The sequence below is a fragment of the Pseudomonas sp. MWU12-2345 genome (genome assembly GCF_023242385.1).
Taxonomy (GTDB): domain Bacteria; phylum Pseudomonadota; class Gammaproteobacteria; order Pseudomonadales; family Pseudomonadaceae; genus Aquipseudomonas; species Aquipseudomonas gingeri_D.
Map to the genome: position 1 here is coordinate 18,675 of NZ_JALLJA010000030.1, position 22,077 is coordinate 40,751.

Consider the following 22,077-nt stretch of genomic DNA (forward strand, 5'->3'; position numbering starts at 1 on the left):
ACAACGCATCATCGTTCAACTCCCGGAGTTTTTATTATGGATGGCTTTCACGATCTCGGCGGTTTCCAAGGCTTTGGAAAAGTCCCTCACTCCATCAATAGCCTTAGCTACAAACAGGTGTTCAAACAGGACTGGGAACACCTGGCCTACAGCTTGATGTTTATCGGTGCCGATCACTTGAAGAAGTTCAGCGTGGACGAAGTACGTCACGCCGTCGAACGCCTGGATGTTCGCCAGCATGTCGGCACCCAGTACTACGAACGCTACGTCATCGCCACCGCCACCCTGCTGGTTGAAACGGGCGTCATCACTCAGGCGGAGCTCGATCAGGCCTTGGGTTCGCACTTCAAGCTGGCGAACCCCGCGCATGCTGAAGGTCGTCCGGCGATCACCGGCCGAGCGCCCTTCGAGGTGGGCGACCGGGTTGTCGTGCGAGACGAGTATGTGGCCGGGCATATCCGCATGCCGGCCTACGTGCGCGGCAAGGAAGGCGTGGTCCTGCACCGCACCTCCGAAAAGTGGCCGTTCCCGGACGCGATTGGCCATGGCGATACGAGTGCGGCGCATCAGCCGACCTACCACGTCGAGTTCCGCGTGAAAGATCTGTGGGGCGATGCGGCCGATGAGGGGTTTGTGGTGGTCGACCTGTTCGAAAGCTACCTGGATAAGGCCGCCAGCAAACAAGCGGTGAACGCATGATAGACGGCGCCCAGGCGGGCCGACTGCCGGTGACCGTGCTTTCTGGCTTCCTCGGCGCCGGCAAAACCACCCTGCTCAACCATATCCTGCGCAATCGCGAAGGCCTGAGAGTGGCAGTCATCGTCAATGACATGAGCGACGTCAACATCGATGCCGAAGCGGTGAGGCGCGACGTGTCACTGCACCGCGGTCGTGATGAGTTGATCGAGATGAGCAATGGCTGTATCTGCTGCACGCTGCGCGCCGATTTGCTCGAGCAGATCAGTACCCTGGCACGTCAGCAGCGTTTCGATTACCTGCTTATTGAATCCACGGGGATCTCTGAGCCGATGCCGGTTGCGGAGACGTTCGCGTTCCTTGACGCAGAGGGCTTCAGCCTCAGCGAGCTGGCACGGCTCGATACTTTGGTGACGGTGGTCGATGGCAGCCGTTTTCAGGCGTTGCTCGAGTCGCCGGACATCGTGGCCCGCGACGACGCACATGAGGACACGCCCAAGCGCCATCTGGCAGATCTGCTGATCGAGCAAGTGGAGTACGCCAACGTCATTCTCGTCAACAAACTGGACCTGATCGATGAGCCTGGTTACCAGGCCGTGCATGCGATTCTTACCGGCCTTAACCCGACCGCGCGGATCATGCCGATGGCCCACGGTAACCTTGAGTTATCAGGCATCCTCGGTACCCACCTGTTTGATTTACCCAGCCTCGCGGCGTCACCGGGCTGGATGAAGAAAATGGAGGCCGACGACACACCGGCCTCCGAGTCGGACACCTATGGCGTGACGTCCTGGGTGTACCGCGAGCGCGCCCCGTTTCACCCACAGCGCTTGCTCGATTTTCTCGAGCGGCCCTGGCGCAACGGGCACCTGCTGCGCAGCAAAGGTTACTTCTGGCTCGCCAGTCGGCACCTGGAAACCGGCCTGCTGGTGCAAAGCGGCAGGCAGTTCCAGTGGGACTATGTCGGGCGCTGGTGGAACTTCATCGAGCAGTCGCAATGGCCGCGGGATGAATATCGGTTGCAGAGCATCATGGCCAAGTGGGACAGCATTGTCGGCGATTGCCGACAGGAGTTGGTCTTTATCGGCCAGGATCTGGATACCGAGGTGTTGCAGCGTGAGCTCGACAACTGCCTGTTGAGTGCTCAGGAAATCGCCGCCGGCCCGTCGGCCTGGCAAGCCCTGCCGGGGGCGACAGCCTTTGACTCATGTGCCTTGTCGGCTCCGACGCAACCCTTACAGGCTGATCCCATTTGACAGAGATAGAAGTGTTCCATGCTTTTTTCAGCCGAACCACCCGCTGGGTAGGCACGGAAATGTGCCTTGAGCAAGCGCGGCTAGGCACGTCCGCGCCGCTATAGTCGATTCTATTGCCGACCGTACTTCCAGGAGCTTTTCCCAGTGCCCGACATGCCGACCCATTTCGCTTACACAAAGCGCTTCAACGCCGTACTCGCCTACATTGATGCCAATCTCGAAGGTGACCTGTCGGTGAAGACGTTGAGCCATGTGGCGAACTTTTCGGCGTTTCACTTCCATCGACAATTCACCGCGTTCGTTGGCGTGCCCGTCTCACGTTATGTGCAACTGATGCGACTACGACGTGCGGCACATCGCCTGGCCGCCCTCGCTGATCACTCGGTACTGGACGCCGCACTCGGTGCCGGCTTTGAAAGTCCCGAGGCATTTTGCCGGGCGTTCAGACGGGCATTCGGTACGACGCCGAGTGCGTTCAGGAAGGAACCGAACTGGCAGGTCTGGAATGCGGTGTTCGCCATCCCTCACTTTTCCAGGACTATTGTCATGCAAATACGAATCGTAGATTTCCCTGAGGTCAAGGTAGCCGCGCTCGAGCACTGCGGACCACCCGGGCTCGTCAATGAGAGCGTGCGCAGGTTCATCGAGTGGCGTATGCAGAGCGGACAGTCGCCGGTGGCATCGAGTCGCAACTTTGGCATTCCCTATAACAACCCCGATACGACACCGCCAGAAGCATTCCGCTTCGCAATCTGCGGCGAGATTCACGAGGCCGTGGCACCGAATGAGTTCGGCGTGCACGAGATCGTCATTCCTGGCGGTCGCTGCGTCGTGGTGCGACACGTGGGGTCACCGGATCACATCGGCGAAACGATCTATCCGATTTACCGCGATTGGCTTCCTGCCAGTGGAGAGGAACTGCGTGACCAGCCGCTGTTCTTCAATTACCTGAGCATCTATCCCGAGACACCGCAGGATCAATGGCAAACAGATGTGTATGTTCCGCTGCAATAGCGGAGCAGGCAGAGCCTTCGACCCTGAACGGACATTGACGATGTGACCGTTCAGGGTCGACTTTTTCAACAGAATCGACCCGTTGCTGCCGGTCGCGAGGTTTCTGACCTCGTTTTTTCTTGCCCTCTGGTTCACTCCTTAATCTCGAGAAATCGAGGTTTTTTTCATGACCGGACCTTAACATCGCTTGCATGGAGCAAGTAAATTCCTGCAATTCACTTGCTTTTTGCAAGTAAAATGACCAGCATGGCCCGTACGTTGAACGCAGTCGCACCAGCGCGTTTCGTATCACACTGCTCAGAAGGGCCAATAACATGCTCGTTTTCGTCACTGGCGGCACCGGCCACGTCGGTTCGTACGTCATCCCTGACCTCATCGCAGCCGGCCATGAGGTCGTCGCTCTGGCGAGGTCAGACGCGTCCGCGGCAGCGGCGGCAGCGCTCGGCGCCAAGGTGCGTCGTGGAGATCTTGCCGACCTCAAAGGGCTCAAGGCGGCGGCGGTTGAGTCCGACGGCGTCATTCACCTCGGATACAGGGCCGAACTGCTTTCGTCCGGCGGGATCGCCGCCTTGGCCGAATCGGAACTCGCGACCGTCCTCGCGTTCGGCGAGGCGCTGGCGGGCACGAATAAGCCACTGGTCGTTGCAGGCAGTATCGGCACGCCCATGAATGTGGGCAGGGCGGCGCCTATCGGCGCACCGGTCAGTCTGGGCCGCCCGGCGACCGAAGAGGATCCCGCTCTACCCAGCGGCCCGAACGACTCAGGCACTCTGTTGACACGCAATATCGTGGAAACCGCCGTCGTGGGCCTCGCCGAGCGAGGTGTCAGATCGTCGGTCGTGCGGATTCCCACGCTCTTACACAGTGCGACCGGTCGCCTGCAGTTGATCACGCTCGCGAAAACAAAGGGTTTCGCCGGCTATCCGGGAGACGGCAAGAACCGCTGGCCCGCCGTGCACGTCCGCGATCTAGCCTCTCTGTTCCGCCTGGCGCTCGAGAAAGGGGCCGCAGGCAAAACCTGGCACGCGATCGGCGACGAGGGAATCCCGTTCCGCGAGATCGCCGAGGCTATAGCCGCTCGCCTGGGAATACCCGCCGTGAGCATCCCCGCGGACGAGCTGATGCTGCCGGGCTACTTTGGGTTCCTGGCGGCAGTGGCCACGCTGGACCTCCCCGCGTCGAACGCCATCACCCGCCAGGCTCTTGGCTGGGACCCCGTTCAGCCCGGTCTGATCGAGGACCTGGACAACGGCCATTACTTTCCACCGACTGACTTGAGCTGACGGCGGGGCGCTGGATCGCCAATGCGCCCGGCACAGTCCCCTGACACCTTTTCTCGCACCCCATCACCCACGAGGAGCACGCATATGCGCGTTTTTGTCACTGGCGGCACCGGCCATTCCGGTCCGTACATCATCTCCGATCTTATCGCCGCCGGCCATGAGGTCACGGCCCTGGCTCGGTCCGACAAGGCCGCCGCGCAGGCGGCTGCGCTCGGCGCCAAGGTACATCGCGGCCATCTCGAGGATCTCGACGGGCTCAAGGAGGCGGCCGCAGCCTCGGACGGCGTCATCCACCTCGCGCACCGGCAGGACCTGATTCCAACCGGCGGGATCAACGCCGTTGCGGCCGCGGAGCTTGAGATCATGCTCGCCTATGGCCAAGCACTGGCCGGAAGCGGAAAACCGTTGGTCGTGTCTGGAAGCGTCGGCTCGCCCGGCTGGGAGGGCCTGGGCCGGGCGGCCACCGAGGAGGATCCACCCCTTCCCGGCGGCGATCCGTACAAGAATACCCTGCGGGTTCGGAACATCGTGGAAACCACGGTGATCGGTCTCGCCGAAAAGGGCATACGGTCTTCAATCGTGCGGATCCCTGAGATCATGCACAGCTCCACCGATAACGCCGGCTTCCTTCCGCTGTTGATCGGGCTGGCCAAGGAAAAGGGTGTCGTCGGCTACCCCGGAGACGGTGCCAACCGTTGGGGGGCCGTGCACGCCCGTGACCTCGCCAGCGTGTTTCGCCTGGCGCTGGAGAAAGGCGCCGCGGGCAGAAGCTGGCATGCAATCGCCGAAGTGGCCATCCCATACCGCCAGATCGCCGAAGCCATTGCCAGCCGATTGAATCTGCCCGCCGTGCCTATTCCCGCGGACGTGCTGATGCTGCCTGGCTACTTCGGGTTCCTGGCGAATCTGGTCACGCTGGACACCCCGACATCGAACGCCATCACGCGCCAGGTTCTTGGTTGGGAACCGACCCAGCCCGGACTCTTCGCCGATCTTGATAACGGTCATTACTTCCCGGCCGTCTGATGAGGTGACGGCACACCGCCGGGCCGCACTGCGCCCGGCGGGTGGCCAAGCCGCGACGGCGTAACCCGTCCAGAAAAGACGAAAAATACCTGATTTCAGAACGGAGACTGCACATGAGCACTATCAGCATCATCGGTTCGGGAGGCATGGCCACGGCGGTCGCCGGCCGTATTGCCAAGGCCGGACACACCGTCGAGGTATTCAGCCGCGATCCCGCCAAGGCGCAGGCGCTTGCCGACAAGCTCGCCTCCGGAGCGATCACCGGGACTTACGGCGCCACTCCGGCGGGCGACATCGTCATTCTCGCCGTGCCGTACCCCAGTGCGGTGGCGGTACTGGCCGATTTTGGAAAAGCGCTCGACGGTAAGGTGATCATCGATATCACCAACCCGGTCGCTCCCGATCTCTCGGGCCTCGTTACCCCCCACGGCAGTTCCGGTGCGCAGGAGATCGCCAAGGGCGCCCCCGCCAGCGCGCATGTCGTCAAGGCGTTCAATACCCTCTTCGGCCACGTACTTGCCAAGGGTGAACGCCTCGACGCGTTCATCGCGGCGGACGATGCGCACGCCAAGGCGCGGGTCTCGACGTTTCTCGAGAGTCTCGGGCTGCGTCCGTTGGATGTTGGCGGCCTGCAGATGGCCCAGACGCTCGAGGCGCTCGGCCTGATGATGATCGGCCTGGCCAAAAACGGCGCCGGCAGCTGGGACATCACCATGAAAGTCGATATCGGCTGAATCACCGACACCCCGTCCTCACCAGCAGGTCCACAACGTGTCCGATGTGATCGGACACGATCCCTGGTAAAGGAAATGGAGAGATTTCGATGAGCACACAAGGGAATGTCCAGACTGTAAAGAGTTTTTTTGCAGCCATGGGCCGCGGCGATAGGCCCGGTCTTCTGGCGTTGTCTGCCGAAGATATCGAGTGGATCATTCCGGGCCAGGACTGGCCGCTGGCCGGCACGCACCGCGGGCACCAGGGATTGGCGGATTTACTTCAGAAGGCTTGCGAAATGGAGACTTCATTCCCGGAGCCCCCCGAATTTGTAGCGCAGGGGGACCGGGTTCTGATGGTCGGGTTCGCCATGGGGAAAGTTAAGGCCACGAACAGGACGTTCGAGGACCATTTTGTCTTCGCCATGACTGTTCGCAATGGCAAAGTGACAAACATCCGCGAATATATCGACACGCAAGCACTGGCACGCTCCTCCGAGATGGCGTGAGCTGTTGGCGCTGATTGAAAACGGACCCAGCCCATTCAAGAGAGGCCGGGACCTACGGCTGAGCGGTCCAAACCGCCAGCTCATAGCCATCTGGATCAATGAAGTGGAACCTGCTTCCACCAGGGAACGAAAAGGTTTCGCGGGAAATAACAGCCCCCAAGGCTTTGAGCCGCTGCTGCGCCCCATCGAGATCATCCGAGTACAAAATGATCAAAGGGCCGCCGGGCCGAACGGGCTCTCCCGTAGTGAAGCCCCCCGTAAGGCGACCATCACTGAATTCTGTATAGGCAGGGCCGTAATCGACGAATGTCCAGCCGAACGCCTCGCCGTAGAAGGCTTTGCTACGGGCGATGTCGCCGACATTGAACTCAATGTTGTCGATCTGTCGGTCTTTACCACGAATGCTCATGGGTGCCTCCTTGGCTGATGTCGAAAGACGATAATAACGCATCGACCGTTGATGTGGCGTTGGAGGACAAGTCCGTTCGAGTCGCTCTCTACCGACCATGGCCACGAAGCAATGCTGGTCCGATCGAATGCAAACAGGTGGTCATGACCGCTATTGCGCTCAGGGCTGAACCTTGACTCCGCCCCAAGATTGACAAATCCGATCATCCAGAAGACCATCTGACTATGATCCATACACACGGCATGAACATGATGTACACCTCGATGACCGCCTCTGGCGGGTCGTGAGGTTATGCGCGCTTAAAAAATGACGTAATTACCCCAAGGCCCCGCCAGAAAATGGACGGGGCTTTTTAGTTTTCCGTCCGCCTCTGGCTAACGGAGAATAAACATGTTCACGATTAGACGAGCAACGCAAAGCGACTCCCAAACAGCATTCGACATTCGCCTTCTAGCGATACGACACCAATGCGTCGGCGCCTATACCACAGAGCAGATACTGGCCTGGACAGCAGGATCGCCTGAGAATGGGTATAGCGAACTGATGGAAAAGCACTTCTATCTGGGATGTATTCGGGGTACCCCCGTGGCGACAGGCATGCTTGATCTGGAGAAAAGTGAAATCGGCGCGATCTTTGTACTCCCAAGCTTTATGCAGCAGGGCATCGGCATGAAGGTCCTGGACCACCTTGAACACCTGGCTCGCGACTTGGGGCTGGAGAAAGTCAACCTGGACGCGACTTTGAACGCTGCAGAGTTTTACCGGCGATGCGGTTTCGTTGGTGATGCCCCTGCGATTTACCATTCACCCTCCGGGCTTCAACTGGCTTGTGTTCCTATGGTGAAAGAGCTGGTGTAAGTTTCGGAGTCGATCCGCCGCGCTTGGCATATCGTCCCGCCAACAACGATCCTGCACACAACGCCCCGCAGCCGAATCTGGTTTCTATTGGGCAGTAAGTCGATTGAGTGATGTGCAAAACGTTACCTTGAGGTACAGGCTGATGGTGCGCCTGTGTGAGATGATCCCTTTACCAAAGTTCGACTTCGCGGGCTGCGCCTTTATTGTTTCCGTGTTTGCATCCATGAACATTCGCCTGATTGACAGTAAAGCAGCCACTCTCAAGCCTCGGCCGCGCGCAATCCATTCACTTTTTTCATAGGCAGGTTTCAGCTTTTCTGTAGTCGAAGCTAGGCAGAGGGAAGAAGAACTGCATCTCTCACACGAGCCGAGATAAAAAACGCAATATAGTGTTAGGTCGCGCAGAATCAAAACACCATACGCCCGGCATGACTTTTGAATCCCGAATGGCATCGGAATTCCCCCAAGACACAAAAGGAGAATGATTGTGTTCCCACTGGATATTTGGCTGACCTATACCGCGGCCTGTCTGTTACTGGTTATCTCACCAGGGCCGGACAACCTGCTGGCAATCGCCAGGGGGCTCAGCCAGGGTCGTATGGCTGCATCAGTTTCTGGCATGGCCTCAGGCACCGGCATCCTGTTTCACACAACAACTGCCTCCCTGGGATTGACTCTCTTGATGCAGACTTCAGCACTGGCGTTCTGGGTCGTCAAGGTCATCGGGGCCAGCTACCTGCTATGGCTGGGCATCAAAGTCTTGCGCTCTCGAAGCCTTATCAATTTCCAGCCCACCGCGCGCCAGCCCCTGAAAAAAATATTCCTCACCGGTTTTCTGTCCGCAGCACTGAACCCGAAACCGGGCCTCTTTGTGCTCGCGTTCATTCCACAGTTCGTCAACCCGAAGTTAGGCTCAGTCACCGTGCAAATGATGGTGTACGGCGCCTGGTTCGCTGCGTTGACCGCACTGGGCTTTGCACTCATGGGAATTTTTGCAACCCGTCTCTCGTCGTGGCTTCAGCACCGGCCAAAGGTGGTCAACGGGCTTAACCTGGGTGCGGGCTTCACCTTCGTTGTCTCCGGGCTTTCGATCGCAGCCCTTAGCCAGAAATAGGGGAAATCGCTCCGGCCGGGTTGTCGAAATGCAAGCGTACGCCTGAATCGCCCCGGCCTGGCTACCTATGCATTGGAGACGTTGGTCAGTGATCCTGAATTTCATACCAAAGTGCATCGAACACCACTCGAGCCACAACTGCCGGTCGCGGTGGTTCTGAATCAGGTTTTCACGTCATCCGCCCTGATGAATTCGATGAGTGCTTTCAAGGCCGGTGGCACATGGCGCCGGCTGGAGTAGTAAAGAAAGAATCGGCTTGGCGGTGCTTTCCATTCCTGGAGTATCTCTCTGAGATGTCCGTTCCGGATATCGTCGCGTGCCAGCTCCTCGTAGACGTAGGCAATACCGGCACCATCTTTCGCCGCCTGGATCATCAGCGCATCGTCTTCCAGAATGAGCGGGCCTGTGACGGACAAACGTATCGGTTGACTGTCTGCTTGATACTCCCAAGCGTATAGCTTGCCACTGGGAAAACGTCTGGCAATGCAGGCATGTTCGAGTAAGTCGCGGGGGGCGTGCGCGATCCCCTTCGCGGCCAGATAGGCATCCGCAGCAACGGTCACGAACGATTGAGGTGCGCCGACAGGGACCGCAATCATATCGCCAGCCAGGCTTTCACCAAAGCGGACGCCCGCATCAAACCCACCGCTCACAATATCGGTCAATCCATCATCGGTGATCAGGTCCAACTGAATACGTGGGTACCTGTCCACGAAGGGCGCGAGCACTTGCGCAAACACGATGCGAGCCGCTGGACGCGCCACATTGAGGCGAAGTTTACCCGCGGGCACTTCCTGCATCGAGGTCAATTGCGCCAATGCACCGGCAACCTGGTGCAGGGTTGGGACCAATGTCGCCAATAGCTGCTGGCCGGCCTCGGTCGGAGTCACGCTACGAGTGGTTCGGTTCAACAGTCTGATGCCCAGCCGTGCCTCCAACGCACGCATCGCATGACTCAGCGCAGAAGCCGAAACACCACGCTCGTCGGCGGCCTTGCGAAAGCTGCGATGGCGAGCGACGGCGGCAAAGGCATCGAGCTCTGAGAGATCAGGGCGATTACTCATGAATATTTTTCAGCAGTTCAAATACGATTATCTATCTTATCGTCATGAGATCTCTCTCGGATACTTCTCACATCACTTATGGAGAGGTTGCTATGCAAAAGAGACGTCTTGGATCATCGGACTTTCTGATTTCGCCTATTGGCCTGAGGACATGGGCAATCGCCGGCACCGGCTGGGAGTACAGTTGGGGAGCGCAGGACGACAAGGACAGCCTGGGCGCACTTGAATATGCCGTAGAACGTGGGGTGAACTGGATTGATACCGCTGCGGTTTATGGCTTGGGCCATGCGGAGCAATTAGTGGGGAAATTGCTCAGCCGGCTGCCAGCCTCGCGGCACCCTTTGGTGTTCACCAAAGGCAGCTTGGTCTGGGACCCGATCACGAAGGAGATTTCACACTCACTGCCCCCCCAGAGCTTGCTCGCCGAGATCGACGCAAGCTTGCGTCGACTTCAAGTCGAGACCATCGATCTTTATCAGATCCACTGGCCTGCTTTTCCTGCAGACGCAAGCAGTGAAGGTATTGAAATGGCGCTTTCGGTTTTGGCAGCCGCGCGCGATCAAGGAAAAATTCGCGCTATTGGTGCATCGAACTTCGATGTCGCTCAACTCAAGCGGGCGCAGGCGGTGACAGAGATTGTTTCACTCCAGCCGCCATATTCTGCCTTGATGCGGGACATCGAGAAAGACGTCTTGCCATTCTGCGAGCAGACCGGGATGGGTGTCCTTGCTTATTCCACGCTTCAATCGGGGCTGCTGTCCGGCAGTATGACGCGCGAACGCATCTCGCAACTGCCCGAGGACGACTGGCGCAAGGCCCGCAGTGCTGACTTCCAGGAGCCCCGTTTGAGTGCAAACCTGGCATTGGTTGACGTCATGGCGCGCATTGGAAAAAGGCGCGGGGTGAGTGCTGCTGCGGTCGCTATCGCTTGGGCACTTCGCAAACCGGTGGTAACAGGTGCCATTGTCGGCGCCCGCCGTCCCGCACAAGTAGACGGGCTGATTGCAGCCTCGGAGTTGCACCTAAGCACCGCGGAAATTGACGAAATACGACCGTTCCTGCCATCGGGCATGGGAACAAATGTCCCTGGTGCTATTGCCTGAGACTTTTGAACATAGGGTAAGCGTTCAAGTTATGTTATTGAACGCAGGCGCTTGATGGGTAGCAGAGCGGTCGATCAGATCGTATTGCGATCTATCACAAGTCACTAGAGGGCATGTCGACCGACTTCCGCGTCTAGCCGAATTCTGCCAGTCAGCATAGGAGCTCCCGTTGATCAGCCCCCCAAGTAACTGCGCGGGGGCGCCTATACTGCGTTGAACCTTGAACCGGTTCGAACCGCAAGGTGGCGATGGGTGTCGTGCATCTGATTGAGCTGGCACAGCTGAAGATGGACTCGGTGCTGGATGAGCAAGCGCTCAGCGTCAGCAGCTGACAACACCCTGCGCAGAAGCGGGGAGCCCGGCTTCCCGTTTTGTCGCTTCTGGCTCAGGTCCTCTGTTGCAGGACACCCTTGAGCATCAGTGCCAAGCCTTAAAGCAGTGCATGCATTGTCGAGCTTGCCAGGTTCTCAGCTGCCCGCCGTAGAACGAGCAATGGGCGATTTTCAGTTTGCAGATCGGAGTCAGCCGGCGCTGGAAGCCCCCAAAAAGCGATACCTGGGTCGGTAGCCTCAAGCCTGACGATCTCATCGAACACAGCCTGTTCGCCCTCCCCGTGAAATGTACCGATAACCGGCACCGTTTCGATGGCGCAGTAGTATCAGGGCTGAGGTTGCAGGATGGTTTTGATGGTAGTGACGACACAGTTACGACCTTGGTGTTTCGCGTCGTATAGGCGTTGATCGGCTACATGCAGAATGTCTTCGATGGAGTCCCCGTCTCGTCCGTATTGCGATACGCCGATGCTCACTGTGACCGTGGTCAGCCGTTGCTGGCTGATATTGAAAGAAGTCGTTGCAATGGTGTTCCGCAGACGCTCAGCGATTACGTGTGCGCCTTCGAGTGGAGTCTGGGGCAGCAATATCATGAACTCTTCCCCACCCACTCGGGCTACGCCGTCGTACGGCCGGATCGATTCGAGACACTCCTGCACGAACCTCTTGAGGATGTCATCGCCAACCTGATGCCCAAAGCGGTCATTGATGGACTTGAAGTTGTCCAGGTCGAGCGCCAACACCGAGAACGGAACGTCACCGCGCTTAGCCCGGTCAATTTCGGCATCGACCCGCTCCATGAAACGACGCCGATTGTCAGCACCCGTCAGTGGATCGGTCGCGGCAAGGTGGCCGAGTTCCCGATTGGTGCGCTGGAGCTCCTGCAGGGCATTTTCAGCGTAGGCCATTGACTCGGCAAGACGCACCATCAACTCCCCTTGACTGTAAATCTTCGAGAACGACCGAGTGGAGAGGAACGCTTGCGCGACCCCATAGCTCAACAGGAAGAATCCAGCAGCGAAGATCGCATGGGCGAGCCACCACATATGGTTCCAGGGACGCCCTAGGATGAACGCAAGAGATGACAACGCGAACGCGGTAACCGAGATGGCAAAAATCACCATCAGCGGCGAACGGAAACGACGCAACAGCAGCACTGCCACATTCACGGCGGAAAAAAACAGGGCCCCACCTTCCAGCGCGAGGCGTACTGCGGGATGGCCCGCAACCTGCGAATTCGCAACGAGTGCCACCGCCAGGTCAACCAGCAGGAACAGCCCTATCCAGGTCAACCACGGGCGGAGCTTTGTGCGTTGGGCAGCGGCGTCAGGTGGTTGATGGTACGACAGCATGCCGATCAACAGCAGAATTGCCATGACCAGTCGAGAGGCCGGTCCGTAAAGCAGGAAGAGCCAGAGATGGGAATGAGCGAGCCCGGTGAACGCCCCATGCAAGGCATAGATCATCACAAACCCGAGAAAGCCCAATGTCATCCAGCGCAGCAGCGGATCTCCCGATGACTGATAGCAGCACCAGGTTACGTAAGTAACAAACAGCCCTTCCAGGGTGGCGGCCGTGATAGCAATGATATGGAACGTGTGGTCCTCGAATATAAGGGTCGGATCCTGGAAGACGTACAAGTAGCCAATCAGATAGGCCGGAACAAACGCAAACCCTGCGAGCAGCAAGCAGACATAAAGCTTAACTACAATATGGATAGCGTCAGGCGGCTCGCCGGTAGCGACCGAACTATTCACACCCCCTTCATGCAAATCCATTTTATCCGCACCGCCACAGTGCCAACTCCAAAATCACCGACATATCAACACCCCCTACATCATGATGAAAGCGTCTTGCGAGTTGATATTTTGAATCTCAATTGTAGACCACCCATCACATTCCGCTGCTAACGTCGATGACTATCCTCAAGCCGCCACTGCACATCAGTGACGGGGCTTGGTAGCCCTTGGTGTAACCAGGTGCAAGGTGCCACCTTGGGCAAGGCATTTTTTCGCCTCAGCTTCATGATGGACGTGCAGGGTTGTCGTGTGGGACAGCCTATACTGCGTTGATCCTCAATCGGGATGGAGTAGTTCGATGAGCAACGATAACCATTACAGCGCTGGCCAGAGCCTGATCGACAAAATCAAAGAGGGTGAACCCTTGATGACACAGGCGCTGGATGTGCTGCGGCAGTACCACGAAGCGCAGGGAACGCAATCAGCAGACGAAGTTGGGCGGCTGCGTCTCGAGGCAGAAGCACTGTTCACAGCTGTCAGCGAGTACCAGCGCCAAGCTCTCAGTGGACTCCTACCCTCACTGCATAGAACGAAGCCTGAATTCGAACCGCGAAAAAAATCAGCCCAAAATCAACATCGGGATAACATCCTGTAGGAGCCGGCCTTAGCCGTAATGGCGCCCTAACTGACACATTGCGGCGCCCGCATTGCGATGCAAGGTCGATGCTTTCCAGGTTCTCGGTTGCCCACCGCAGAAAGAGTGGGCGTAGGGCCAAGACTCCACTGATTGGCTCAGGCTTCGCTCAGTGATGCCCTTCGTGCCTGACTTCGATCACCGACCAGACACAAGAATAGCGACAGAACAATCGCACTGATGCTCACATTCATCCACGGCGTGATCTGCTCATCGAGCAACAACACCGACCAGGCGACGTACAGGTTGTAAAGCGCATAGCTCACTGGAACCCCAATGGCTGCGCCCAACCAAAACCGTGACGAGCCCTCCGTAAGCGCCGCACTGGGTAGCAGCAGCATCATCGCCTCACCAATGCCCAGGGCTGCGCACAACAGATGCCAGACAGTCACGGTTGCCGAACGCAGCATAAACCCCAGCATGATGCAAAAAACCGGGGTACTGGTGACGATCAGGGTAATCAGCATGATTGCACCGGGGTACTGCTGGGGGGCCCTGAACCCGATTTTTCTACCCGGCTGGGTTGTGTGACCTTGTACCGAGCCGCCAAGGCCTGGACGCTGCTGATGCAGAGAATCACCTCAAATCTGTTGCTTGTCGCGGTTCAAATCTACAACGCTGGCGTTGTAGATTTGAACCGCGCCCTCGCTCAGGCTATGGGCCTCGACGAAGCGATAAGTCGGATCGGTGATATAGCGCTCGCAGATAAGCAAAACCCACGCAGGCCTTACCCAACAAGACTTCCACCCCATTTCGGTGCTTTTCAGGTCAGGCACATGAAAAAACCCGCTAGACATGTAGCATAAATTACATAAGTATTTATTTAGCCAATCATGAAATAAAAGCGACACCCTCCCCCTCTAGCAGGAGCTCGGATGCCCTCACTTAGAGACCGGATCACCGATCCCGGCCTGGACCTCACGCCGTCGGAACGCAAAGTCATACGTGCATTGCTGGACCACTACCCGCGTAGCGGGCTGGGCCCGATGTCGCGTCTGTCCGAGCACGCCGGCGTCAGCGATCCGACTATTGTGCGCCTGGTGAAAAAACTCGGCTTCGGTGGCTATGCCGATTTTCAGGACGCGCTTCTCAGCGACATGGATCACCGCCTGCGCTCGCCCAGCACGTTGTTGCGACCGCGCTCACACCTCAAGCAAGACGACGTCTGGAGTCATTACCTGGCGGACAGTCACAGTACCCTGCTCGAAACCCAGGCCCTGACTCAACCCGAAGATGTGCGCATTCTGGTGGAGTGGCTGCTCGATACACGGCATCAAGTGCATTGCTTCGGCGGACGCTTCAGCAGCTTCCTCGCCCACTACCTGCTCAATCATTTGCGCCTGTTGCGTGCGGGCTGCTTTGCCTTGGAAGACAACGCGCAACTGCCTGATCGCCTGTTCGATGTGCAACGTCAGGACGTGGTGCTGCTGTTCGATTATCGACGCTATCAATCCCAGGCTCTGCGTGTCGCCAGCGCGGCCAAGAACCGGCATGCGCGCGTCGTGCTGTTTACCGACATCTACGCCTCGCCGCTGCGCGAGATGGCCAACCTGGTGATCACCGCGCCCGTGGAGTCGGTATCGGCCTTCGACACCTTGGTGCCGGCACTGGCCCAGGTCGAAGCCTTGATTGCCTGCCTGACGCTGCGTTGCCCCGATCTTGCCGAGCGACTGGAAGGCATCGACGCACTACGAAACGATTTCACCACTCACCTGCTGGAGGAAAAATAAGGATGTTTATGCTCCCCCATCACTCGCCCCGTGACCTGCCGTTTACTACCAACCGAACCGCGCTACTGCTGGTGGACATGCAACGCGCCTGGCTTGAGCCGCAGTTCGACCCGCATCTGCAAGGGCCGGACGCCAGGTACTTCCTCGACCGCACCCGTCAACAGGTGATTCCCAACCAACTCAGGTTGCTGGCCGCCGTGCGCACGGCTCGGCAGAACGTTCTACACACGATCATCGAAAGCCTCACCGCCGACGGGCGCGACCGCTCGCTGGACCACAAACTGTCGCAGATGCACCTGCCAAAAGGCAGCCCGCAAGCCGCCATCATTGAAGCGCTGACACCGGTCGAAAATGAAATCGTCTTGCCCAAGACCTCCTCCGGGGTGTTCAACTCGACCAACATCGACTACGTGCTGCGTAACCTGCAAACCCGCCATCTGATCATTGCCGGCATCGTCACCGACCAGTGTGTCGACATGGCCGTGCGCGATGCGGCTGACCGCGGCTATCTGGTGACGTTGGTCGAAGACGCCTGCGCAACCTATACCGAGCAACGCCACCTGGCGTGCCTGAGTGCGATCAAGGGCTATTGCTGGATCACCGATACGCAAACCGTACTCGATCGTTTGCAGGCGTTGCAGGCATGAGCCGCGCCAACAGCGGTGAGCCTCTGACGCCCGTGGCAATGACCACCATCATCACCACGGACCTGATCGGCGTGACCCGTGGCCGGTCGTTTCCGACCGATGAATTGGAGCACTACAAGACCGCTGGTTGCGGTTGGGTCCCGGCCAACAGCGCGCTGACCCCGCAAGACATCATCGCCGCCAGCAATCCGTGGGGGGCCTACGGTGACTTGCGACTGATCCCCGACCTGAGCAGTCGCGTGACGGTCAGCAACGGTCCCGATGCCAGTGCGCCGGCCCTGGATTTCATCCATGGCGACATCTGCGAAACCGATGGCCGTCCATGGGCTACCTGCCCGCGCACGCTGCTGCGCAACGAAGTACAGCGCTACCACGATGAACTTGGGCTGCAGATCACTGCGGCCTTCGAGCACGAATTCAACCTCACCACCGACAGCGTCCAGGCTGAACATCTGGCGTTTTCGCTAGAGGCTCAGCGTCAAGGCGCAACATTCGGTGGCTGGCTACTCAGCGCCTTGCGCGCAGGTGGGGTCGAGCCGGAAATGTTCCTGCCCGAATATGGCAAACACCAATACGAAATCACCTGCCGACCGACCCTGGGCGTCGCAGCGGCCGACCGTGCGGTCAACGTGCGCGAGATTACCCGCGAGATCGCCCGGCAGATGGGACTGAACCTGAGCTTTGCGCCCAAGACCTCGGAGCACGCGGTATGCAATGGCGTGCACCTGCACCTGAGCCTGCACGACCTGTCCGGCCATCCGGTGCTGTATGACGCCGGGACCGCCAACGGCCTGTCGCCCCTTGGCCAGCACTGGTCCGCGGGCGTGTTGCACTACTTGCCGGCCCTCTGCGCGTTGACCGCGCCGACACCGATTTCCTATGAGCGCCTGCAACCGCATCACTGGAGCGCGTCATATGCATGCCTGGGTCAACGCAACCGTGAAGCCTCTCTGCGGATCTGCCCGACCGTGAGCCTGGGCGGCAAATCCGAGGCCGCGCAATACAACCTCGAATTCCGCGCCATGGACGCCACGTCCTCCCCCCATCTGGCGATGGCCGCCGTGCTGATTGCCGGCCGACTGGGCATCGAGCAACGCCTGGCGCTGCACGCGATCACCGATGAAGTCCCGGACTCGCTGAATGAAGAACAACGCCAGCACCGTGGCATCGTTGCCCTGCCGGCGTCACTCGCGCAGGCCCTGAGCCACTTGCGGGGCAGCGAGGCCTTGCTTGAAGCCTTGCCGGGCGCGCTGCTCGACACCTACTTCGCCGTTAAAACCGAGGAACTTGCCTTGACCCAGCACCTGTCGCCCGCCCAACTGTGTGAGCACTATGCACGCCTCTACTGAGTCCGCCGAGTTTGGACTCTACACCGAGCCGGCTTACAGCCTGAGCCGGGAAGCATCCGAGCACCCGCTGATTCTGGTGTGTGAACATGCCAGCCGCTACATCCCGAGCGCCTTGAACGATCTGGGATTGAGCGGCGATGCCACACACGAGCACATTGCCTGGGACATCGGTGCGCTGGCGCTCGCCGAGAGCCTGTCCAAAGCTCTCGGCGCGACCCTGCTGGCGGCCAACTACTCGCGCCTGCTGATCGACCTCAACCGTCCGTTGCAGGCGCCGGACAGCATCCCGACCAAGAGCGAAATTTATCCGGTGCCGGGCAATCAGAATCTCGACGATGCGACCCGCGACTACCGACGCCGGTGCCTGTTCACACCATTTCACACACGCCTTGGCGAACTGATCGATACCCGCGTGGCCGAGGGCCGCACGGTACGGGTGGTGGGCATTCACAGCTTCACGCCAATCTACTTCGGCCAGCCCCGAGCGCTGGAAGCCGGCGTGCTGTATGGGCGGGCCGAGGATTATGCAAGCCGGCTGGTCGACGGGTTGGCCAGGCATCCACTGCGGGTCGCCGGTAATCAGCCCTACAAAATCAACCCTGCGGCCGACATGACGGTGCCGGTTCACGGCGACGCCCGTGGCATCGACTCGGTGCTGATCGAGGTGCGCAACGACCTGTTGCGCAATCGGCTGGCGGTCCAGACCTGGAGCGATTACCTGGCGCCGTTGCTGTAAAGCCGAGGCCTCAAGCGAACAGTTTCAAGCTGAAAAAAAACGGAGGGTTGTACCGGTAAAACAACGATAACCAACGCTGTAGCGTGTTTTTACCTGCCTGGTTCAAACACATTGCCATAGTGGCTTACAAGGAGAACTGCTTCATGGAAATAGAAGAATTCGGCTACAAGCAAGAGTTGAAACGCAGCCTGTCGCTGACCGACCTGGTGATTTACGGGATGATTTTCATGATCCCCATCGCCCCGTTCGGCGTCTATGGCTACGTCAACCAGGAGGCCCCCGGCATGGTGCCGCTGGCCTACATCATCGGCATGGTGGCGATGCTGTTCACCGCCTTGAGTTACGGCAGCATGGCGCGGGCCTTCCCGATCGCCGGCTCGGTCTACTCCTATGCTCAACGCGGGCTGAACCCGCATGTCGGCTTTATCGCCGGCTGGCTGATGCTGCTCGACTACCTGCTGATCCCGCCGCTGCTCTACGTGTATGCGGCGATGGCGTTGAATCACCTGTACCCGGACATTCCCAAGGTCGGTTTCATCCTCGCCTTCCTGGTCAGCGCGACCTTCGTCAACCTGCGGGGCATCACTTTTACCGCACGGATGAACATGCTCTTTCTGCTGGCGCAATTGGTGGTGCTGGGAATTTTCCTGTTCTACGCCTGGACCGCCTTGCACGGTGGCGCCGGTAACGGCCAGTTGACCCTGGCACCGTTGTACAACCCTGAGCACTTCAACTTCGCGTTGCTCATGCAGGCAGTGTCGATCGCGGTGTTGTCGTTCCTCGGCTTCGATGCGATTTCGACCCTGGCCGAAGAGATCAAAGGCGATCCGGGCCGCAGCGTCGGCAAAGCCGCGTTGATCACGTTGGTGGTCATGGGGGGGATTTTCGTCGTACAGACCTGGATCGCCACAGACCTGGCCGCCGGCATGGGCTTCAAGTCCGCCGATACCGCGTTCTATGAAATCGCCGAAATCGCCGCCGGCAGCTGGCTGGCGACTGTCACCGGCGTGGCCACGGCACTGGCCTGGGGCGTGGCGGTGGCGATCACCTCGCAAGCCGCGGTATCGCGCTTGCTGTTCGGTATGGCACGAGACGGCAAACTGCCCAAGGTGCTGGCCAAGGTACATCCCCAGCACAATACCCCGCACATCAGCATTTACCTGGTGGCGGTGCTGTCGCTGCTGATCTGCTACCTGTTCATCAACTCGGTGGACACCCTCACTTCACTGGTCAACTTCGGGGCCCTGAGCGGCTTCATGCTGCTGCACCTGACAGTGATCAACTACTACTGGCGCCGGCAGAAATCCGGCCAGGTGATCCGCCATCTGATCTGCCCGGTGATCGGCTTCATCATCGTCAGCGCCATCCTCTACAACATGGGTGTCGATGCGCAAAAGCTCGGCGGCATCTGGATTGCGGCGGGCCTGGTCTACCTGTTTTTCCTCAATAGAATCGGCGCCAGCAGCGTATTGCCAGACCCGTCCAACAGTTGAAAAAAACAGTGTTCAAAACGTCGAGCGGTCGCTGACGGTGATTAGCCGACCGCCGTTGTATGCGTGGAAGCCGACAGTGATAGTCAAGCCTGATGTCCCGGTATCAGGCTCTTTGATACAGGAGTACCTCCATGCTGGCCTTACGTCCAGTTCAGTTATCCGACCTGCCTCAGTTGCAGCAACTTGCACGCGACAGCCTGGAGAGTGCCACCTCGTTTCCGGACGACAGCGAGCGCCTGCGCCAGAAGATTCTCGCTTCCTGCGCATCGTTTGCCAGTGACGTGAAGAGCCATGGCCCGGAGAACTATTTCTTCGTGCTGGAGGACCTGGCCAGTCAACGGCTGCTGGGCTGTTCGGAAGTCCTCGCGACCGCCGGTTTCAGCGAGCCCTTCTACAGCCTGCGCAACCGCCCTTTCACCAGCGAGTCGCGCGAGCTGAACATTCATCACGGGGTGCCGGCGCTGTCGTTATGCCAGGACCTCCGCGCACATACCTTGCTGCGAGGTTTTCATCTCAACACCGAGCTTGAGCGCACACCCTCTTCGCAAATGCTTTCCCGGGCCCGCCTGATGTTCATCGCCGCCCACCCTCAGCGCTTTTCCGACGCAGTGATTGCCGAAATCGTCGGCTACAGCAACGACGCAGGTGAATCGCCATTCTGGGATGCACTGGGCAAGCACTTTTTTGACCTGCCTTATGTCGAGGCTGAACGCCTCTGCGGCTTGAAAAACCGAAGTTTTCTCGCCGAGTTGATGCCGCACTACCCGATCTACGTACCGATGCTGCCGCAAAGCGCTCAGGCGTGTATTGGCCGGATTCATCCGGACGGCCAGGAAGCCTTCGATATCCTTGAACGCGAAGGCTTCGAGAGCAACAGCTACATCGACCTCGTCGACGGTGGACCAACGCTGTTTGCGCGCACCGCGAGTATTCGTTCGATCACCCAGACCCGCACGGCCGTTGCGCACTTGAGCCCACACAGCAGTGGCAAGACGCCGTACCTGCTGAGCAATGACGCACTGGAAAACTACCGGGCAATTATCGCCGAGCTGGACTGGAGCCTTGAGGAGCCTGTCTTGCTCAACTCCACCCAGCTCGACGCCTTGCAACTGGACAACGGCAGCCCCGTTAGGCTGATTGCGCTATGAAGCAGATCTTCCGCCCCCAAGGAGCTCCATCATGATCGTGCGCCCGGTTCAAATGACCGACCTGCCCGCGTTACTGGCGCTGGCACGCCTCGCCGGCCCGGAGTTCACTACGCTGCCGGCCAACGAGGAGCGTCTGACGCTGCGCATACGCTGGGCGCAGCGGACCTTTGTCGGGCAGGTAGAACGGGCGGACGCCGACTACCTGTTCGTACTCGAAGACGACGATCAGCAAGTGATCGGCGTCAGCGCCCTGGCAGGTGCCGTCGGGCTGCGTGAGCCCTGGTACAACTACCGTGTCGGGTTGACGGTCAACACCTCGGCAGACCTGGGAATCCGTCGACAAATCCCGACCTTGTTCCTCAACAACGAAATGACCGGCCAATCGGAAATCTGCTCGTTGTTCCTGCGCCCGGATCAGCGTCAAGGCCATAACGGCCGACTGTTATCAGTTGCGCGATTGCTGTTTGTCGCCGAGTTCCCACACTTGTTCGGCGAAAAACTGATCGCCGAACTGCGCGGCAGCGCCGACGAGCACGGATGCTCGCCGTTTTGGGACAGCCTCGGTCGACATTTTTTCAAAATGGACTTCAGCCACGCCGATCACCTTTCCGGGCTTGGCAACAAGTCGTCCATCGCCGAGCTGATGCCACGTCAGCCGCTGTACACCTGCCTGCTCACCGAGCAAGCTCAGGCGGTGATCGGCAAGGCCCATCAATACGCCGAACCGGCGCGCAGAATCCTCTGCAACGAAGGCTTTTCCCATCAGGGTTACATCGACATCTTCGACGGCGGTCCGGTCATAGAAGCCCAGATCTCGAAAATCCGTGCCGTGCGCGACAGCCAGTCGCTGGACCTGATGGTCGGCACACCTGACGACAATGCGCCACTCTGGCTGATCCATAACCAGCGCCTGGAAAACTGCCGCATCACCGCCGCCCGCGCCCGAATGGTCGGCAACTGCCTGCTGGTCGATCGCCTGACCGCCAAACGCCTGCGATTGCAACCGGGCAGCTCAGTACGCGCCGTGCCGTTGCTCAAGCAACAACGGCAGGCGGTTGCCGCCTGATGTGCCAAACACCTGTTATTGATGCGTCTGCACGGAGCGTGTCGCAAACCCTCTCATTACAAACCCCATCAAAAGCCAAAAACAAAAAAACCGCACAT

At 59.0% G+C, this 22,077-nt stretch carries 23 protein-coding genes; 18 read left to right on the plus strand and 5 right to left on the minus strand.

Features of this window, described 5'->3' with window-relative positions:
- Positions 1–36: 36 nt before the first annotated feature.
- The 7 genes from nthB (at position 37) to M5C71_RS32430 (ending at position 6,497) form a co-directional block, all read left to right on the plus strand.
- A complete protein-coding gene (gene nthB, locus M5C71_RS32400; protein WP_103497505.1) occupies positions 37–699 on the plus strand; it encodes a nitrile hydratase subunit beta in 663 nt (220 codons plus the stop codon).
- Positions 696–1,952 (plus strand): GTP-binding protein, encoded by a 1,257-nt coding sequence (locus M5C71_RS32405; RefSeq protein WP_248769610.1) that lies wholly within the window; start codon positions 696–698, stop codon positions 1,950–1,952. Before nthB ends, M5C71_RS32405 begins: the two co-directional genes overlap by 4 nt.
- A gap of 144 nt (positions 1,953–2,096) precedes the next feature.
- A complete protein-coding gene (locus tag M5C71_RS32410; protein WP_103497508.1) occupies positions 2,097–2,966 on the plus strand; it encodes an AraC family transcriptional regulator in 870 nt (289 codons plus the stop codon).
- A 314-nt stretch (positions 2,967–3,280) separates the two neighbouring features.
- Positions 3,281–4,249 (plus strand): SDR family oxidoreductase, encoded by a 969-nt coding sequence (locus tag M5C71_RS32415; protein ID WP_103497509.1) that lies wholly within the window; start codon positions 3,281–3,283, stop codon positions 4,247–4,249.
- Positions 4,250–4,333: 84 nt separating this feature from the next.
- Positions 4,334–5,275, plus strand: a complete 942-nt coding sequence (locus M5C71_RS32420) for an SDR family oxidoreductase (RefSeq protein ID WP_152742322.1) — start codon at positions 4,334–4,336, stop codon at positions 5,273–5,275.
- Positions 5,276–5,388: 113 nt separating this feature from the next.
- On the plus strand, positions 5,389–6,009 hold the full coding sequence (locus tag M5C71_RS32425) for an NAD(P)-binding domain-containing protein (RefSeq protein WP_248769611.1): 621 nt from the start codon (positions 5,389–5,391) through the stop codon (positions 6,007–6,009).
- Positions 6,010–6,098: 89 nt separating this feature from the next.
- Positions 6,099–6,497: a nuclear transport factor 2 family protein gene (locus M5C71_RS32430; RefSeq protein ID WP_248747288.1), complete on the plus strand. Its 399-nt coding sequence runs from the start codon at positions 6,099–6,101 to the stop codon at positions 6,495–6,497.
- 52 nt (positions 6,498–6,549) lie between these two features.
- Here M5C71_RS32430 and M5C71_RS32435 read toward each other — a convergent pair whose 3' ends face one another.
- Positions 6,550–6,906: a VOC family protein gene (locus M5C71_RS32435; RefSeq protein ID WP_103497513.1), complete on the minus strand. Its 357-nt coding sequence runs from the start codon at positions 6,904–6,906 to the stop codon at positions 6,550–6,552.
- A gap of 390 nt (positions 6,907–7,296) precedes the next feature.
- On the opposite strand from M5C71_RS32435, the gene M5C71_RS32440 reads away from it, so the two are divergent.
- Positions 7,297–7,764 carry a GNAT family N-acetyltransferase gene (locus M5C71_RS32440; protein ID WP_103497514.1) on the plus strand — a complete coding sequence of 156 codons (468 nt, stop codon included), beginning with the start codon at positions 7,297–7,299 and terminating at the stop codon, positions 7,762–7,764.
- Positions 7,765–8,251: 487 nt separating this feature from the next.
- Entirely contained in the window at positions 8,252–8,878 is a 627-nt protein-coding gene (locus M5C71_RS32445; RefSeq protein WP_103497526.1) for a LysE family translocator, read from the plus strand.
- 161 nt (positions 8,879–9,039) lie between these two features.
- Here M5C71_RS32445 and M5C71_RS32450 read toward each other — a convergent pair whose 3' ends face one another.
- Complete coding sequence (locus M5C71_RS32450) at positions 9,040–9,942, minus strand: LysR family transcriptional regulator (protein WP_103497515.1); 903 nt, start codon at positions 9,940–9,942, stop codon at positions 9,040–9,042.
- A gap of 92 nt (positions 9,943–10,034) precedes the next feature.
- On the opposite strand from M5C71_RS32450, the gene M5C71_RS32455 reads away from it, so the two are divergent.
- Positions 10,035–11,045: an aldo/keto reductase gene (locus M5C71_RS32455; RefSeq protein ID WP_248769612.1), complete on the plus strand. Its 1,011-nt coding sequence runs from the start codon at positions 10,035–10,037 to the stop codon at positions 11,043–11,045.
- A 658-nt stretch (positions 11,046–11,703) separates the two neighbouring features.
- On the opposite strand, the gene M5C71_RS32460 is transcribed toward M5C71_RS32455, so the two are convergent.
- Positions 11,704–13,134 carry a diguanylate cyclase gene (locus tag M5C71_RS32460; RefSeq protein WP_349294024.1) on the minus strand — a complete coding sequence of 477 codons (1,431 nt, stop codon included), beginning with the start codon at positions 13,132–13,134 and terminating at the stop codon, positions 11,704–11,706.
- 340 nt (positions 13,135–13,474) lie between these two features.
- Here M5C71_RS32460 and M5C71_RS32465 point away from each other — a divergent pair, with 340 nt between their 5' ends.
- A complete protein-coding gene (locus M5C71_RS32465) occupies positions 13,475–13,771 on the plus strand; it encodes a hypothetical protein (RefSeq protein WP_248769614.1) in 297 nt (98 codons plus the stop codon).
- 137 nt (positions 13,772–13,908) lie between these two features.
- On the opposite strand, the gene M5C71_RS32470 is transcribed toward M5C71_RS32465, so the two are convergent.
- Positions 13,909–14,277 carry a hypothetical protein gene (locus tag M5C71_RS32470; RefSeq protein ID WP_248769615.1) on the minus strand — a complete coding sequence of 123 codons (369 nt, stop codon included), beginning with the start codon at positions 14,275–14,277 and terminating at the stop codon, positions 13,909–13,911.
- A gap of 114 nt (positions 14,278–14,391) precedes the next feature.
- Positions 14,392–14,586, minus strand: coding sequence for a hypothetical protein (locus tag M5C71_RS32475; RefSeq protein ID WP_248769616.1), 195 nt, complete (start codon positions 14,584–14,586; stop codon positions 14,392–14,394).
- Positions 14,587–14,685: 99 nt separating this feature from the next.
- Between M5C71_RS32475 and M5C71_RS32480 the strand changes: the two genes are divergently transcribed.
- The 7 genes from M5C71_RS32480 (at position 14,686) to astA (ending at position 21,979) form a co-directional block, all read left to right on the plus strand.
- Positions 14,686–15,540 (plus strand): MurR/RpiR family transcriptional regulator, encoded by an 855-nt coding sequence (locus M5C71_RS32480; protein WP_103497518.1) that lies wholly within the window; start codon positions 14,686–14,688, stop codon positions 15,538–15,540.
- Between the two features lie 2 nt (positions 15,541–15,542).
- Positions 15,543–16,187 (plus strand): isochorismatase family cysteine hydrolase, encoded by a 645-nt coding sequence (locus M5C71_RS32485; protein WP_103497519.1) that lies wholly within the window; start codon positions 15,543–15,545, stop codon positions 16,185–16,187.
- Positions 16,184–17,536, plus strand: coding sequence for a glutamine synthetase family protein (locus tag M5C71_RS32490; RefSeq protein ID WP_248769617.1), 1,353 nt, complete (start codon positions 16,184–16,186; stop codon positions 17,534–17,536). Before M5C71_RS32485 ends, M5C71_RS32490 begins: the two co-directional genes overlap by 4 nt.
- Entirely contained in the window at positions 17,520–18,272 is a 753-nt protein-coding gene (locus M5C71_RS32495) for an N-formylglutamate amidohydrolase (RefSeq protein WP_152742317.1), read from the plus strand. The genes M5C71_RS32490 and M5C71_RS32495 overlap by 17 nt, the downstream gene beginning before the upstream one ends.
- 143 nt (positions 18,273–18,415) lie before the next feature.
- On the plus strand, positions 18,416–19,765 hold the full coding sequence (locus M5C71_RS32500; RefSeq protein ID WP_152742316.1) for an APC family permease: 1,350 nt from the start codon (positions 18,416–18,418) through the stop codon (positions 19,763–19,765).
- Between the two features lie 131 nt (positions 19,766–19,896).
- Positions 19,897–20,913, plus strand: a complete 1,017-nt coding sequence (locus M5C71_RS32505) for an arginine N-succinyltransferase (protein WP_152742315.1) — start codon at positions 19,897–19,899, stop codon at positions 20,911–20,913.
- A gap of 31 nt (positions 20,914–20,944) precedes the next feature.
- Positions 20,945–21,979 carry an arginine N-succinyltransferase gene (gene astA / locus M5C71_RS32510; protein WP_152742314.1) on the plus strand — a complete coding sequence of 345 codons (1,035 nt, stop codon included), beginning with the start codon at positions 20,945–20,947 and terminating at the stop codon, positions 21,977–21,979.
- Positions 21,980–22,077 lie beyond the last annotated feature (98 nt).

Coding starts and splice junctions, on each gene's coding strand:
- M5C71_RS32490 (WP_248769617.1), top strand. CDS start 16,184: ATGAGCCGCGCCAACAGCGGTGAGCCTCTGACGCCCGTGGCAATGACC.
- astA (WP_152742314.1), top strand. CDS start 20,945: ATGATCGTGCGCCCGGTTCAAATGACCGACCTGCCCGCGTTACTGGCG.
- M5C71_RS32425 (WP_248769611.1), top strand. CDS start 5,389: ATGAGCACTATCAGCATCATCGGTTCGGGAGGCATGGCCACGGCGGTC.
- M5C71_RS32500 (WP_152742316.1), top strand. CDS start 18,416: ATGGAAATAGAAGAATTCGGCTACAAGCAAGAGTTGAAACGCAGCCTG.
- M5C71_RS32485 (WP_103497519.1), top strand. CDS start 15,543: ATGTTTATGCTCCCCCATCACTCGCCCCGTGACCTGCCGTTTACTACC.
- M5C71_RS32455 (WP_248769612.1), top strand. CDS start 10,035: ATGCAAAAGAGACGTCTTGGATCATCGGACTTTCTGATTTCGCCTATT.
- M5C71_RS32505 (WP_152742315.1), top strand. CDS start 19,897: ATGCTGGCCTTACGTCCAGTTCAGTTATCCGACCTGCCTCAGTTGCAG.
- M5C71_RS32415 (WP_103497509.1), top strand. CDS start 3,281: ATGCTCGTTTTCGTCACTGGCGGCACCGGCCACGTCGGTTCGTACGTC.
- M5C71_RS32465 (WP_248769614.1), top strand. CDS start 13,475: ATGAGCAACGATAACCATTACAGCGCTGGCCAGAGCCTGATCGACAAA.
- M5C71_RS32470 (WP_248769615.1), bottom strand. CDS start 14,277: ATGCTGATTACCCTGATCGTCACCAGTACCCCGGTTTTTTGCATCATG.
- M5C71_RS32420 (WP_152742322.1), top strand. CDS start 4,334: ATGCGCGTTTTTGTCACTGGCGGCACCGGCCATTCCGGTCCGTACATC.
- M5C71_RS32440 (WP_103497514.1), top strand. CDS start 7,297: ATGTTCACGATTAGACGAGCAACGCAAAGCGACTCCCAAACAGCATTC.
- M5C71_RS32430 (WP_248747288.1), top strand. CDS start 6,099: ATGAGCACACAAGGGAATGTCCAGACTGTAAAGAGTTTTTTTGCAGCC.
- M5C71_RS32450 (WP_103497515.1), bottom strand. CDS start 9,942: ATGAGTAATCGCCCTGATCTCTCAGAGCTCGATGCCTTTGCCGCCGTC.
- M5C71_RS32435 (WP_103497513.1), bottom strand. CDS start 6,906: ATGAGCATTCGTGGTAAAGACCGACAGATCGACAACATTGAGTTCAAT.
- M5C71_RS32495 (WP_152742317.1), top strand. CDS start 17,520: ATGCACGCCTCTACTGAGTCCGCCGAGTTTGGACTCTACACCGAGCCG.
- M5C71_RS32480 (WP_103497518.1), top strand. CDS start 14,686: ATGCCCTCACTTAGAGACCGGATCACCGATCCCGGCCTGGACCTCACG.
- nthB (WP_103497505.1), top strand. CDS start 37: ATGGATGGCTTTCACGATCTCGGCGGTTTCCAAGGCTTTGGAAAAGTC.
- M5C71_RS32405 (WP_248769610.1), top strand. CDS start 696: ATGATAGACGGCGCCCAGGCGGGCCGACTGCCGGTGACCGTGCTTTCT.